14 protein-coding genes and 1 tRNA gene are annotated in these 13,714 nt (G+C 67.4%); 5 read left to right on the top strand and 10 right to left on the bottom strand.

What is annotated here, in order from left to right; all coding sequences use genetic code 11:
- Positions 1 to 141: 141 nt before the first annotated feature.
- Both B9D87_RS25175 and B9D87_RS25170 read left to right on the top strand, forming a co-directional pair.
- Positions 142 to 1,035 carry an oxidoreductase gene (locus B9D87_RS25175; protein WP_007772994.1) on the top strand — a complete coding sequence of 298 codons (894 nt, stop codon included), beginning with the start codon at positions 142 to 144 and terminating at the stop codon, positions 1,033 to 1,035.
- Positions 1,036 to 1,148: 113 nt separating this feature from the next.
- Entirely contained in the window at positions 1,149 to 2,066 is a 918-nt protein-coding gene (locus B9D87_RS25170; protein ID WP_007772995.1) for a DMT family transporter, read from the top strand.
- A 64-nt stretch (positions 2,067 to 2,130) separates the two neighbouring features.
- Here B9D87_RS25170 and B9D87_RS25165 read toward each other — a convergent pair whose 3' ends face one another.
- Both B9D87_RS25165 and B9D87_RS25160 read right to left on the bottom strand, forming a co-directional pair.
- On the bottom strand, positions 2,131 to 3,438 hold the full coding sequence (locus B9D87_RS25165) for an MCE family protein (protein ID WP_007772996.1): 1,308 nt from the start codon (positions 3,436 to 3,438) through the stop codon (positions 2,131 to 2,133).
- 299 nt (positions 3,439 to 3,737) lie between these two features.
- Positions 3,738 to 5,066: an MCE family protein gene (locus tag B9D87_RS25160; protein WP_040630922.1), complete on the bottom strand. Its 1,329-nt coding sequence runs from the start codon at positions 5,064 to 5,066 to the stop codon at positions 3,738 to 3,740.
- A 233-nt stretch (positions 5,067 to 5,299) separates the two neighbouring features.
- On the opposite strand from B9D87_RS25160, the gene B9D87_RS25155 reads away from it, so the two are divergent.
- The gene (locus B9D87_RS25155; protein WP_007772998.1) at positions 5,300 to 5,836 is read left to right on the top strand and encodes a hypothetical protein; all 537 of its coding nucleotides are present in this window, start codon (positions 5,300 to 5,302) and stop codon (positions 5,834 to 5,836) included.
- A gap of 23 nt (positions 5,837 to 5,859) precedes the next feature.
- Here the strand turns inward: B9D87_RS25155 and B9D87_RS25150 are convergent, their stop codons facing one another.
- The 4 genes from B9D87_RS25150 to B9D87_RS25135 form a co-directional block, all read right to left on the bottom strand.
- Positions 5,860 to 6,171, bottom strand: coding sequence for a hypothetical protein (locus B9D87_RS25150; protein WP_007773000.1), 312 nt, complete (start codon positions 6,169 to 6,171; stop codon positions 5,860 to 5,862).
- A 95-nt stretch (positions 6,172 to 6,266) separates the two neighbouring features.
- Entirely contained in the window at positions 6,267 to 6,959 is a 693-nt protein-coding gene (locus B9D87_RS25145) for a PAS and ANTAR domain-containing protein (protein ID WP_052002538.1), read from the bottom strand.
- A complete protein-coding gene (locus B9D87_RS25140; protein WP_007773004.1) occupies positions 6,956 to 7,285 on the bottom strand; it encodes a hypothetical protein in 330 nt (109 codons plus the stop codon). The genes B9D87_RS25145 and B9D87_RS25140 overlap by 4 nt, the downstream gene beginning before the upstream one ends.
- Before the next feature lie 27 nt (positions 7,286 to 7,312).
- Positions 7,313 to 7,498 carry a hypothetical protein gene (locus B9D87_RS25135; protein ID WP_007773006.1) on the bottom strand — a complete coding sequence of 62 codons (186 nt, stop codon included), beginning with the start codon at positions 7,496 to 7,498 and terminating at the stop codon, positions 7,313 to 7,315.
- Positions 7,499 to 7,644: 146 nt separating this feature from the next.
- Here B9D87_RS25135 and B9D87_RS25130 point away from each other — a divergent pair, with 146 nt between their 5' ends.
- Positions 7,645 to 8,133, top strand: a complete 489-nt coding sequence (locus B9D87_RS25130) for a glutathione peroxidase (RefSeq protein WP_007773008.1) — start codon at positions 7,645 to 7,647, stop codon at positions 8,131 to 8,133.
- Positions 8,134 to 8,176: 43 nt separating this feature from the next.
- Here B9D87_RS25130 and B9D87_RS25125 read toward each other — a convergent pair.
- The 3 genes from B9D87_RS25125 to B9D87_RS25115 form a co-directional block, all read right to left on the bottom strand.
- Positions 8,177 to 8,253: transfer RNA gene (locus B9D87_RS25125), tRNA-Met, on the bottom strand.
- An 80-nt stretch (positions 8,254 to 8,333) separates the two neighbouring features.
- Positions 8,334 to 8,870: a cupin domain-containing protein gene (locus B9D87_RS25120; RefSeq protein WP_007773009.1), complete on the bottom strand. Its 537-nt coding sequence runs from the start codon at positions 8,868 to 8,870 to the stop codon at positions 8,334 to 8,336.
- 82 nt (positions 8,871 to 8,952) lie between these two features.
- Positions 8,953 to 9,603 (bottom strand): HD domain-containing protein, encoded by a 651-nt coding sequence (locus tag B9D87_RS25115; RefSeq protein WP_007773010.1) that lies wholly within the window; start codon positions 9,601 to 9,603, stop codon positions 8,953 to 8,955.
- A 100-nt stretch (positions 9,604 to 9,703) separates the two neighbouring features.
- Between B9D87_RS25115 and B9D87_RS25110 the strand changes: the two genes are divergently transcribed.
- Positions 9,704 to 10,684, top strand: coding sequence for a GlxA family transcriptional regulator (locus tag B9D87_RS25110; RefSeq protein ID WP_174320941.1), 981 nt, complete (start codon positions 9,704 to 9,706; stop codon positions 10,682 to 10,684).
- Positions 10,685 to 10,687: 3 nt separating this feature from the next.
- Here the strand turns inward: B9D87_RS25110 and B9D87_RS25105 are convergent, their stop codons facing one another.
- Positions 10,688 to 13,669 (bottom strand): UPF0182 family protein, encoded by a 2,982-nt coding sequence (locus tag B9D87_RS25105; RefSeq protein ID WP_007773012.1) that lies wholly within the window; start codon positions 13,667 to 13,669, stop codon positions 10,688 to 10,690.
- Positions 13,670 to 13,714: the final 45 nt, after the last annotated feature.

Genomic DNA, 13,714 nt, shown 5'->3' with positions numbered 1-13,714 from the left:
CCCCGATGCAGGTGGGCTTTCGCTGGCCATCCCAGGCACGATACCTGGGCGTATCCGTGGGCCACCAACGCCGCCGCCCGCCGGCGCAGGGCGCCCCGGCCGACCGGCCCCCGTCGCAGTTGCGAAGTTAGGGTGTTTGCCATGCCCGATTGGACCGCAGCCGAGCTACCCTCGTTCGCCGGACGAACCGTCGTCATCACCGGCGCCAACGCCGGACTGGGCGAGATCACCGCCCGCGAGTTGGTCCGGGTCGGCGGCCACGTCATCCTGGCCGTCCGCAACACCGACAAAGGCCGGGCCGCGGCGACGCGCATGACCGGTTCGGCAACCGGGACGGCAACCGGGACGGCCGAGGTGCGCCAGCTCGATCTGCAAGACCTGTCCTCGGTGCGGCGCTTTGCCGAGGGCATCGACGCGGTCGACGTCTTGGTCAACAACGCCGGCATCATGGCCACCAAACACGCCGTCACCGTCGACGGCTTCGAGGGCCAGATCGGCACCAACCACCTCGGCCACTTCGCGTTGACCAACCTGCTGTTGCCCAAGCTGACCGACCGCGTGGTGACGGTGTCCTCGCTGATGCACCACTTCGGCTACGTCAGCCTCAAAGACCTCAATTTCGAGTCCCGGCCGTATTCGGCCTGGCTGGCCTACAGCCAGTCGAAGCTGGCCAACCTGCTGTTCACCAAGGAGCTGCAACGGCGCTTGGACGGCGTCCCCACCTCGTTGCGCGCGCTGGCCGCCCACCCCGGGTGGTCGCACACCAACCTGCAGGGAAACTCCGGCCGCAAGCTGGGCGACGCGGCGGTCCTGGCGGTCGACCGGATCGTGTCCACCGATGCCGATTTCGGCGCCCGCCAGACCTTGTACGCGGTCTCCCAGGATTTGCCGGGCGACACGTTCGTCGGCCCGAGGTTCGGCTTGTACGGGCGCACCCAGCCGACGTGGCGCAACTGGCCGGCAAAGCGCGCCGGCACCGCCGCCGCCCTCTGGGAACTGTCGGAGCGACTCACCGGGACGAAATTCCCGCTCTGAGGTGCCCACGCGGCCCCGGTCCTCGGGCCGGGCAACCCTGTGCCGCGCCCACCGCGCGGGGCGCGGCTAGATTGGATGGGTAGCGCAACCGCACCCAGCGAGGAGGTAACGCCATGTCGGACGTGCATCTGGCGGCCATTCTCGCCCTGTGCGCTGCGCTGGCGTCCGCGATCGGCAACGTGGTCCGGCAACGTTCCGCGCAGGAGGTCACCGACAAACGGGTCGGGCACCTGACGTTGTTCGGCATGCTGCTGCGCGACAAGCGTTGGTGGCTGGGCGGTTTGGGCGACATCGGCAGCTACGTGCTGCTGGCCGCCGCCCTGGACGACGGCTCGGTGTTGCTGGTGATGTCGTTGCAGGTGACGGCGCTCCTGTTCGCGCTGCCGATCTACTCGCGGATGACCGGTAACCGCATCACCCGCCGCGAGTGGAGCTGGGCGCTGGTGTTGGCGGTGGCGCTGGCGGTGCTCATCGCGGTCGGAGACCCGACCGGCGGCCAGCAGCGGGCGCCGCTGCACACGTGGCTCGTGGTGGCGGCGGTGATCGGCCCCCTGCTGCTGCTCGGTTTGCTGGGCGCGCGCATCTGGTCGGATCGCCCGCTGGCGGCGCTGCTGCTGGCGGCGGTGGCCGGCACGCTGCTGGCGGTGTTCGCCGTCCTGATGAAGGGCGTCGTCGACGTCCTGGAACACCACCCCGGCGACATCTGGCAATCCTTCGAGCTGTATGCGCTGGTGTTCTGCGGGGGCGCCGGCATGGTCTATCACCAATCGGCGTATCGAGCCGGCGCGCTCACCGCCTCCCTGCCGACCATCATCGTGGCGAAGCCCGTGGTGGGCGGGATCCTCGGCATCACCGTGCTCGCCGAGACGCTGGCAGCCGGCGGCTGGGAGTGGTTCGTCCTCGCGGTGACGCTGGTCGTGGTGATCGTTGCGACGATCGGCCTGGCTCGCGGCGAGGCAGCCTCCATGTCGGCCGGGGCGGGGCGGGACGTGAAGGCCACCGCCAGACCGAAGGCGGCCTCCCAAGCCTGAGCGGTCGGCGCATTACCTTGCCCGATAAGCCTTTTCACCACCCGGCCGCGCGCGGTGCACGCCGCTACGGGTTGATCGTGTTGTCGCCGACCTGGCGGCCCCAGACGTACTCGATCGCGTACGGCGATCCGGTGTCCAGGTGGTTATAGGGCGCGATGCTGTTGCCGGTGTCCATGATGAGCTCGGGCGCCGGCCACAGGTCGCGGGTGACCTTCTGCCAGCACCCCGGCGCGCCGCCCGGGCCGCCGCGCGCGTTCACCCGCGGCAGGTTCTCCGGGTAGATGTAGGGGTTGGGGGCGCCGCCGACCACCCCGGCGATGCCGCCCACCAGCGACGCGATGACGGGCACCGCGGAGACCGGGTTCGCGATCAGCCCCAACCCGGAGAGCACCTCGGTGTCCATGTTCAGCGAGTAGCCGTTGAACCCGCCCTCGGCCGCGCCGGTGGCCGGCAGCGCATCGTGTTCGCTGCGCATCAGGCAATAGATTTCCGGGCTGTAGGTGTCCAGCAGCTGCGCCGTCGGGATCAGATCTTCGGCGCCGCGCGCCAGATACGGCCCACCCTTGGTGAACAGCTCCGCGCCGGTGTTGCCGAATCCGGCCGCCGACAGCAGCGCCTGGTCCAGATCCTTTTGCTGGGCGTTGATGGTGCGCGAGGTGATCACCGCGTTGTTCAAGAAATCCAACAGGTCCGGCGCGGCGTTGGCGTACGTGTCGCCCAGGGCCGCCAACTGCTGAATGTCCTTGCGCGCCTGTGGCAGCTGTGGATTCACGTCATCGAGCAACACGTTGGCGTTGGTCACCGACTGGCCGAACTTCTCCCCCAGCCCGGCCAACGACTGCGCCGCCGCGCTCAACGTCAGATTCAGCTTGACCGGATCCACCTTCTCCGCGATCGAGGTGATCGTCTGGAACAGCGTGTTGATCTCGGTGGTCACCGACCGCGCATCGATCACCGTGTGTGTCGAAATCTTCTGCGGCGACGGGTTGGCCGGCGTCGTCAACGACACGTACTTGCCGCCGAACACCGTCGTCGCCTTGATATCGGCGTTGACGTTCGACGGAATCAACGCCAAATACCGCGGGTACACCTCGAGGGTGAACTTGGCGGCCGGGTTCCCGTCGCGCACCGTCTCCGAGATCGACCCCACCCGGCCGATCTCCACCCCGTTGTAGGTCACCTTCGAACCCGGATCCATCACCAACCCGGCCCGCGAGGCCAACATCGTCAGCTCGGTCTTGGACGTGAAACCTCCACGGAACTGGATGTAGACCAGGGTGAAGATCACCGCGAGCACCACGACCACGATGAAGGTGATCACCTTGTAGGGCGGCTCGCGCGAGTCGTTGATCTGAACGGGTGAACCCTCCATGGCGCTACGCCGCGCTCCCGACGGTCATCAGGGGCAGCCACCTATGCGGGTGGTTGTCCAGATAACCCACGGTCGCCAACCCTGCCCCTCATCCCGGTGCCGCCGCCACCCAGCCTGTACACGCATGCAATAAGATCAGTGAAATGTACCGCGACGCCGTGGCACAAACAAAGCAACAGCGGAATCGGCGGTCGCACAACATCATTTTGCGAATCATCGTTCCCGCCGGCGGCGGGTGACCGCCGATGCCGGAGAGCGAATGATGTTGGCCGGCAGACCTTTCGCGCGCCAAGCGGGATTTACGGGTTGATCGTGTTGTCGCCGACCTGGCGGCCCCAGACGTACTCGATCGCGTACGGCGATCCGGTGTCCAGGTGGTTGTACGGCGCGAGGCTGTTGCCGGAGTCCATCACCAGCTCCGGCGCGGGCCACAGGTCGCGGGTGATCGGCTGCCAGCACCCCGGCGCACCGCCCGGGCCGCCGCGCGCGTTCACCCGCGGCAGGTTCTCGGGGTAGACGTACGGGTTGGGGGCACCGCCGACCAGGCCGGCCGTGGCGCCCAGGCCCAGCGTGAGCGCGGCGACGGCGGCGAGCGACAGCGGGTTCGCGATCAGACCGAGGCCCGACGTGACCTCGGTGTCCATGTTCAGCGAGTAGCCGTTGAACCCGCCCTCGGAGGCACCCGTGATGGGCACGATGTCGTGGTAATTGTGCAGCGTGCAATAGATTTCCGGGCTGTAGGTGTCCAGCAGCTGCGCGGAGGGCACCAGATCGGCGGCGCCGCGCGCCAGATACGGCCCACCCTTGGTGAACAGCTCCGCGCCGGTGTTACCGAACCCGGCCGCCGACAGCAGCGCCTGGTCCAGATCCTTTTGCTGGGCGTTGATGGTGCGCGAGGTGATCACCGCGTTGTTCAAAAAATCCAACAGGTCCGGCGCGGCGTTGGCGTACGTGTCGCCCAGCGCCGCCAACTGCTGAATGTCCTTGCGCGCCTGCGGCAGCTGCGGATTCACATCATCGAGCAGCACGTTGGCGTTGGTCACCGACTGGCCGAACTTCTCCCCCAGCCCCGCCAACGACTGCGCCGCCGCGCTCAACGTCAGATTCAGCTTGACCGGATCCACCTTCTCCGCGATCGAGGTGATCGTCTGGAACAGCGTGTTGATCTCGGTGGTCACCGACCGCGCATCGATCACCGTGTGCGACGAAATCCGCTGCGGCGACGGGTTGGCCGGCGACGTCAACGACACGTACTTGCCACCGAACACCGTCGTCGCCTTGATATCGGCATTCACATTCGACGGGATCAGCTTGAGGTACCGCGGGTACACCTCCAACGTGAACTTCGCCGCCGGCTTCCCGTCGCGCACCGTCTCCGCAATCGACCCCACCCGGCCGATCTCCACCCCGTTGTAGGTCACCTTCGAACCCGGATCCATCACCAACCCGGCGCGGGCGGCGATCATGGTCAGCTGCGTCTTGTCGGTGAAGGCGCCGCGGAATTGCCCGTACACCAACGCCAAAATCAGCGTGCACACAATGAACACGGCGACCGCAATCAACTTGAATGGCGGGGTTCGTTGCGAGTTGATCTGAACAGGTGAGCCGGGACCCGAATGTGTCGACAAGACCGCAGCTGCCCCTCACGTCCGCGCCGCGGCGTCCCGGGAACCGCGGCGAATCACCCCCTGCGTTTGTCAGGGGCTTCACACTCATGCATTTGGAAGACCAGTGAAATCTACCGTGACGACCGCGCCCGCGCGAACCGCGGTTCACAAGATCGCGGGCCCCGGGCGGGCATCGTCGATGCCCTCATTCGCGGCACCGGTCTACGCTCGGACGCAACGAGGAAAGGTGCGCGATGCTGGCAGCGTTCGGATTCGAATCCCTGGGTGTGGTCGTGGGCGACATGTACTTCATCGACCCGTCCCCGCTCGAGGGGCAGGAAACCCCGGAGCGGGGCGTCAGGCTGGAGCTGCGCCTCGTCGACCGGGCGGCGCCCCAGGGATCGATCTACGCCGGCGTCCCGATCGCCTTCACCCGCCCGGTGTGGCGGGTGGACCTTTTCGGGTCCACGGAGAGCCCACCCGGGACGCTGGACCGGGCCCACCACCACCCGCGGTTCAACGGCTGGGAACCCAGTCGCCGGCACTTCGTCGCCGAGCTGTCCGCCGACCCGCTGGCCTGGCTGACCGAGCAGTTGGCCGACCCGGCCGCCATCCTGACCCGCGCCGGCGTCGACGCCGATGAGGTCAGCGAGGCCGACACGGCCGGGCTCGCGGCGGCGGCCCCGGAGATTGTCGCCGCGGTGCAACGGTTGCTCGAGGGCGTGCGCAACGGCGAATTGGCCCCAGCGCCCGCCGAGCCGGTCGCCGCCGCCCGCACCGGCTGGCTGTAGGTTTTCGGCCCGGGCGACATGGCTCAGCCCGACGAGGACTGTTCGGGATGATCGGCCTTGGCTTCGTCTTCGATGCTCTCTAGCCGGTTGTCGTGTGCGGCCTGCCAGTGTTGGTCGGCCTGGCTCTGGAGCTGATCCGGATCGTCCACTCCCCGCTGGGCAAATCGCATCGCGGCTTGTTGGTAGTTGTTCGCCGTCCGCTCGTGCGTCCGAGCTAACTCCTGGTGACGTCGGGCGGCGGCATGGTGAGCGTCCTTGGCATTCCGCAGCGACTCCTCCGCGTGCTGACGCGCCAAGTCGACCGATTCGGGTGAGGCCCGGTTGCCTGCGGCCAACTCACCTCGCCGTCGCCGAAGTTCCTGCACCCGCTGCTTGATCCTGGCCGTGCGTCTTGCCGACCTCGGTCCGTCGCCTTCGGAAGCGTCAGCCATCACCGGTCCGCCTGCTTCGTGGCGTCCGGCTGTTCGCGTGAGTCGATCAGAATCTGGTCGCAGATGGACCGCGGCGTGAAAGCGCTGTGGGCGGTGGCGCGCAACCGGTCACCGAGCCGCTGAGCCACCACCCGCAGCTTGGTGTTGCTTTCCTGAGACAGCCACTTGAGCAGGTTGAATGCGGCGTTCTCGTCGATGTCGTAGATCACCATGAGCATGCCCTTCGTCTGCTCGATGGCGGCGCGGCGCTCGGCGATTTCGGCCACCTCCGCGGTGATGGCCTCTTGAGGCGCGGAGGATGACGGAGGCGTGACGTCGATGTAGAAGCCGTGCGTGCCGATCACGGCACCGGTGCCGTCGCGAAGTTGGTCGCCGACCACGATGACGTGGTGCACCGCGCCCGCCGTGTCGACGATGCGGTGACGCGTGCTGAACGGCTGATGGGACGTGAGGATGTCGTTGACGACGGCGGCCACCCGGTCGCGGTCGTCGGGGTGCTTGTGGGAGAGCACGAGTTCGGTGGTCGGTGTCACCGATCCCGGTACGTAACCGTGCATCCGTTGCACCGGGTCGGACCATTCCCAACGCTGGTCATCGAAGAAGAAGCTGAATGTCCCTGCGCGGCGCGGAGTTTCGCCGTCGGCGTTGTTTTCGGTAGAAAGAGTTGTCGGAAGCTTTGGTTCCGCCGTCATCGCCCGTGCCCGGTAGGTGCGACTGCGGTGGCGCCGGCGTGTGCGCGTTGTTGTTGCGCGCCCTGCGCGCGGCGTAGTTGCTCGGCGCTCACGCCGCACAATTCGCGGGCCCGGTCCACGGCGGCGTGCGCCCGCCGGCGCGTGGCGTGCAGGTCCGCCCGGCTCACCGAGCGCTGGGGATGGGTGCCGAGCCGGCGGCGCGACGCCAACGCGGCGAGGCCCTCGGCGGTGCGCGCCCGGTGGGCCTTCTGCCGGCACGCCGCCGAGCAGTACACGGCATCGGAGCGGCCGTAGAAACCGGCGCTGCAGACAGCGCAAACCAACATAGCTGCAGCATAGCCGTTACGTAACGGCTAATGCGATGCGCTGACCTGCGCGCCTACGGATCGCCCGGTGCCGCGGCGCTGGAGTTCGACGGCACGCTTGATGACGCCGGCGGCTCTGTCCCGGGCGGTCTTCGCGGCTTGTCTGGCGGCTTCGGCTCGCGCCAGCGTCGTGCGAACTTCGTCGAATGTCGAGCTGCGCTTGCCGTCATACATGGCGTTCCTCGGGGTGCTGCCGGTGTGCCTTCCATGGCTAGATAACCGGTCGTCATCGACGCGAAACCGGCGTCGATGACGCCATCGAACGGCGCGAGCGCACACGGGTCTCGATGGTTGCCGCCCCGGTGGGTTAGCGTCGTCGGGTGACCCTCAACGACATCGCTCTGACCACCCTCGACGGCCGGCCCACCACGCTGGCCGAATTGTCCGGCGGCGCAACGCTGGTCGTCAACGTCGCCTCCAAGTGCGGGCTCACTCCCCAATACACGGCGCTGGAGAAGCTGGCCAAGGATTACCGTGACCGCGGGCTGACGGTCGTCGGCGTCCCCTGCAACCAGTTCATGGGCCAGGAGCCGGGCACGGCCGACGAGATCCGGGAGTTCTGCTCGACCACCTACGGGGTGACGTTCCCGCTGTTGGCGAAGACCGACGTGAACGGCGACGACCGCCACCCGCTGTACACCGAGCTGACCAAAACCGCCGACGCCGACGGCCAGGCCGGAGACATCCAGTGGAACTTCGAGAAGTTCCTCCTGGCCCCCGGCGGTGAAGTCGTGCGGCGGTTCCGGCCCCGCACCGAGCCGGACGCCCCCGAGGTCATCAGCGCCATCGAGGCCGTGCTGCCCCGCTAAGCATGAAAGCGGCCCCCGGAGATTCTCCGGGGGCCGCTTTACCTGGTAGCGGGGACAGGATTCGAACCTGCGACCTCTGGGTTATGAGCCCAGCGAGCTACCGAGCTGCTCCACCCCGCGTTGGTGAATGCCAGGTTACCGAACGCGTGTCACGGCGACCAAATCGCCCTGTCAGCGGCGATCGGAGGCTCAAATCCGGCTCAGTGCGAGGGCGGGTTCAGCCCGTACCGGCGCGCGATGTCGTCCATCCACTCCGGCGACCCGTACGTCAGCCCGTACTTGTCGGCGAGCTCGCCGAACTCGGGCAACTCATGCAGCGGCGTGCCCGCCGGGTCCCGGTCGTGCTCGACGAGCAGCTCGCCCAATTCGCGGAAGTAGTTCTCGAATCCGCCCGGGGTGATGACCTCGATGATGCGCCCCGGCTCGCTGCCCGCGTTCCACATCGCATGCATCTGCCCGCGCGGCTTGGTGATGTAACCGCCGGGACCCAGGACCACCTCGCTGTCGTCGGAGCGGAAGCCGATCTCGCCGGCCAGCACGATCGAATGCTCGTCCTCGCGGGTGTGCCGGTGCGCCGCGGTGAGCAGGCCGACGGCGAAGGGGTGCTCGACGATGGACACCTCGCCGCCGTTGGTCTTGCCGGACAGTTTGAACACCGCCCCGAAGCCGGGGAGGGTGACCACGTCGCCCTCCCCCGGCTGCACCACGGTGACGCCGATCGGGTCTGGACCGCTCATGTGGGATACCTTCCTCGCAAATCCCTTGCGCCGCAAGGGCTGATCACCCAGCCGCGATTGGCCGCTGTTCTGCTTCTTCCGGTTACTCGGGCCAGCTGTTGTGCAGGATGAGGTCGACGAAGTCGACGCGCTCGAAGGTGGGATCGAAGTGCGCCAGCACGTCGGCGTTCATGGTCCCGTCGGTGGTCCGCGGCCGGTGCTTCATGCCGTCGTTGAACGCCGCCAGGATGCGCTGCTTGAACTGTGGGCGCGGGTGGGCGGCGGTCACCGCGGCCAGCGCCTCGGGCGCCACCTGCTCGCGCCCGACGCCGACCACGTCGACCTCCACGCCGGCCTGCACCAGGGCGACCTCGGGGGCCATGAACTCGGGCACGCCGGGGGTGGTGTGCAAAGCGATGCCGAGCCACACCGTGTCGGCCTCGGCCTTGTCGACACCACGGGCCGTCAGGAAATCGCGTGCCGCGTCCGCGCCGTCGACCTCGAAGCGGATGCCGGAGCCGCGGTAGCGCTCGGTGAGGCCGAGGTCGTGGAACATCGCAGCGACGTAGAGCAGCTCCGCGTCCGGCTTCAGGCCGCGCCGCACACCCTGCAGCGCGCCGAAGAAGAACACCCGCCGGGAGTGGTTGAAGAGCAACTCGTCCGCGGTGTCGCGGATGAACTCGGTGGCCTCACGCGCCAGCGCGGTGTCGGGTACGTGGATGCCGGCGACGGTGTCGATTGAGCTGGTGGTCATGTTCTCGTCTCCTTGCGGGTGGCTGTTGGTATGAGTGTGCGGCGGCGCGGACGAATCGACCGTGGCCGTTCGGGCCGTCAAGTCCTCAGAAAGCGACAGAATGGCTTGCGTGGCTGCAGCCGGAGCGCGTTCGCGGGTGGTGGTGATCGTCGTTTTCGACGGGGTGACGTTGTTGGACGTCGCGGGGGCGGGCGAGGTGTTCGCCGAGGCCAACCGATTCGGCGCTGACTACCGGCTCAAGATCGCGTCGCTGGACGGCGGCGACGTGACCAGCTCGATCGGCGCCAGGCTGGGCGTGACCGACAGCATCTCGGCGATCGAGTCCGCCGATACCGTCCTGGTCGCCGGCAGCGACGACCTGCCCGGGCGACCCATCGACCCCGCCCTGGTCGACGCCGTCCGGTCGCTGTCCACACGCACCCGCAGGCTGGCGTCCATCTGCACGGGGTCGTTCATCCTGGCGCAGGCCGGCGTGCTCAGCGGCCGGCGCGCCACCACGCACTGGCACGACACCCGGTTGCTGGGCCGGGCGTTCCCCGATGTCACCGTCGAACCGGACGCGATCTTCGTCCGCGACGGCGACATCTTCACCTCCGCCGGCATCTCGTCGGGCATCGACCTGGCGCTGGCGCTGGTCGAAATGGATTACGGGACAGAGCTGGTCCGTGACGTGGCCCGGTGGCTGGTCGTCTACCTCAAACGCGCGGGCGGCCAATCACAATTCTCGGTGTTGGTCGAGGCCGATCCCCCGCCGCAGTCACCGCTGCGCCCGGTCACCGACGCGATCGCGGCCGACCCAGGCGCCGACTACAGCGTGAAAAAGCTTGCGGCCCTTGCGGCGTTGAGCACCCGTCAGCTGACCCGGCTGTTTCAATCCGAGCTCGGGATGACGCCGGCGCGCTACGTCGAACTGGTTCGGATCGATTTCGCGCGCAACGCACTGGAATCCGGCCGGTCGGTCACCGAGACCGCCGGCATGGCCGGCTTCGGCAGCATCGAAACCCTGCGACGGGTATTCGTCAACCACCTGGGCATCAGCCCGAAGGCCTATCGGGACAGGTTCCGAACGGCCTACGCGTGACGGCTACTTGGTGTTGTTGTACTTGGTGATCGCGTCGTCCAGGCGTTGCAGGGCGGCACCGTAGCCGGCGAAATCGCCCTTCTTCTGCGCGTCTTTCGCCGCGCCGAGCGCGGCCTGAATCTCTTGCAGGGCAGCGGATTTAGCGGGTGACAGCGTCACGGACCCGTCGGACACCGGCGGGGCGGCCACCGGCGGCGCCGACCCTGGCGTCACGGCGGGCGCCGGCGCACTGGCCGGCGGGCTCGCCGCGGGTGTCCCGGATTCGGTGGGCTGGATGCCCGTCGCGGCCGCGCCCGCACCCGGACCGAACAGCCCGGTCAGCGCGTCACGCACGGTGGGGCCGTACCCGATCTTGTCGTTGTACATCATCGCCACCCGGATCAGCCTCGGGTAGGACGATGCCGCATCGCTGGCCCCCGGGGAGGCATACACGGGTTCGACGTAGAGCAGCCCGCCCTGCCCCACCGGCAGGGTGAGCAGGTTGCCCCACCGGATCCGGTTCTGGTTGTCCCGCCCGATCACGCCGAGGTCCTGCGACACCGCCGGATCGGTGGTGATCGCGTTGTTGGCCAGCTTCGGCCCGTTGACCTGACCCGGGATGGTCAGCACGGTGATCCTGCCGTACGTCGCCGGGTCGGAGCTGGCGCTGATGTAGGCGGCCAGGTAGTCACGCTTGAACCGGTTCATCGCGCTGGTCAGCTGATACGACGCCGTATTGTCGTTCTTCGCAATGTTTTTCGCGACGATGTAGTACGGCGGCTGGTAGCTGCTGGCCGTCGGGTTGGGATCCAGCGGCACGTCCCAGAAATCCGAGGTGGAGAAGAACGTCACCGGGTCGTTGACGTGGTATTTGGCCAGCAGCATCCGCTGCACCTTGAACAGGTCCTCGGGATAGCGCAGGTGCTCGGCCAGCTCCGGGCTGATGTCGCTCTTGGGCTTCACGGTGCCCGGGAAGACCTGCATCCAGGCCTTGAGCACCGGATCCTGCTCATCCTGCTGGTACAGCGTGACGGTGCCGTCGTAGGCGTCCACGGTCGCCTTCACCGAGTTGCGGATGTAGGAGACCCGCTTGTCGGGCGCCAGCTTGTTGAACGCCACCTCGTTGGAGTCCGCGGTCGCCGATTCCAGCGACGTGAGTTCGGAATACGGGTAGTTGTCCAGCGTGGTGTAGCCGTCGATGATCCACACCAGTCGCTTGTTGACGATCGCGGGATACACCGAGCTGTCGGTGGTCAGCCACGGCGCCACCGCCTCCACCCGCCGCGCCGGGTCGCGGTTGAACAGGATCTTGCTGTTCGAGCCGATCACGTTGGAGAACAAGAAGTTTCGCTCGGCGAACTTCGCGGCGAACACGCTGCGGGACAGCCAGTCGCCGAGCGGGACGCCGCCCAGGCCGGTGTAGGTGTAGTTCTTGGTCTCGTTGCTGGTCTCGTAGTCGTATTCGCGGTCGGTGCCGTTGCGACCGACGATCGCGTAGTCGGCCGACGTGTTGGAGATGACCGGCCCGAAGTAGACCCGCGGCTGGTCGAGCGGCGCCGGACCGTCGGACACCACGCCGCCGTTGGCGCCGACCACGTTGACCAGGAACTCGGGGTATCCGCCGTTTTGGTTGGGATCGTTGGCGATTCCGCGCACCGTGTTGGCCGGCGAGGCGATGAAACCGTTGCCGTGGGTGTAGACGGTGTGCCGGTTGATCCAGTCGCGCTGGTTGTCGATCAGCCGGTCGGGGTTGAGTTCACGCGCCGCCACGACGTAGTCACGCAAGGCCCCGTTGCGGTCCTGGTACCGGTCGATGGACAGCTGATCCGGGAAGTAGTAGAAGTTCTTGCCCTGCTGGAACTGGGTGAACGCGGGGCTGACGATCGTCGGGTCGAGCAGCCGGATGTTCGACGTGGTCGCGCGATCGTCGGCGACCTGCTGGGCGGTGGCCTGCGCGTCGCCGGTGTAGTTGCGATAGGTGACCTGGTCCGAGGTCAGGCCGTAGGCCTGTCGGGTCGCGGTGATGCTGCGGCTGATGTATTCGCTTTCCTTTTGCGCGGCATTGGGTTTGACGCTGATCTGCTCGACGATCAACGGCCACCCGGCACCCACGATCAGCGACGACAGCAGCAACAGGACCAGACCGATCGCCGGAATCCTCAAGTCCCGCAGCACGACCGCGGAGAACACCGCGGCCGCGCAGATGAGCGCGATCGCCATCAGGATCAGCTTCGCCGGCAGCACCGCGTTGATGTCGGTGTAGCCGGCCCCGGTGAAGGGCTTGCCGCCGCGGGTGTGCGACAACAACTCGTAGCGGTCCAGCCAGTACGCGATCGCCTTGAGCACGACCAGCACCCCGACCAGGGTGACCAGCTGGATCCGCGCCGACCGGCTCAGCGCGCCAGTGCGACCGGACAGCCGGATCCCGCCAAAGATGTAGTGGGCCAACACGTTGGCCAGGAACGCGAGGAAGACCGCGACGAACAGGTAGCTGAGCAGCAACCGGTAGAACGGCAGCTCGAAGGCATAGAAGCCGAGGTCCTTGCCGAACTGCGGATCCTTGATGCCGAAGTCGCCGCCGTGCAGGAACAGTTGGATGCGGACCCAATAGCTTTGGGCGATGATGCCGGCCAGCAGGCCGATCGCCACCGGAATCCCCGCGCTCACCAACCGCAACCGGGACAGCACCAGCGCGCGGTAGCGCGCCACCGGATCGTTGTCGTTGCTCGGCACGAACACCGGACGGGTGCGGTAGGCCACCGCGAGGCCGGCGAACACGATGCCGCCGACCAGCAGCCCGGCGACCAGGAAGACGACGAACCGGGTCACCAGCACGGTGGAAAACACCGAGCGGTAACCGACCTCGCCGAACCACAGCCAGTCGACGTAGGCGTCGATCAGCCGCGGACCCGCGAGCAGCAGGACGATCACACCCAGTGCGATCAGGATCAGAATCCGGCTACGCCGAGTCAACTTCGGCATCCGTGCGGTGGGCCGCATCCCCACTGGCTACGCTCCCTGATCGATTGCTAGACGGTGATAACTCTACGC

The organism is Mycobacterium colombiense CECT 3035 (genome assembly GCF_002105755.1).
In the GTDB taxonomy this organism is placed as follows: Bacteria; Actinomycetota; Actinomycetes; order Mycobacteriales; family Mycobacteriaceae; genus Mycobacterium; species Mycobacterium colombiense.
This window is presented reverse-complemented; position numbering and strand designations above follow the sequence as displayed.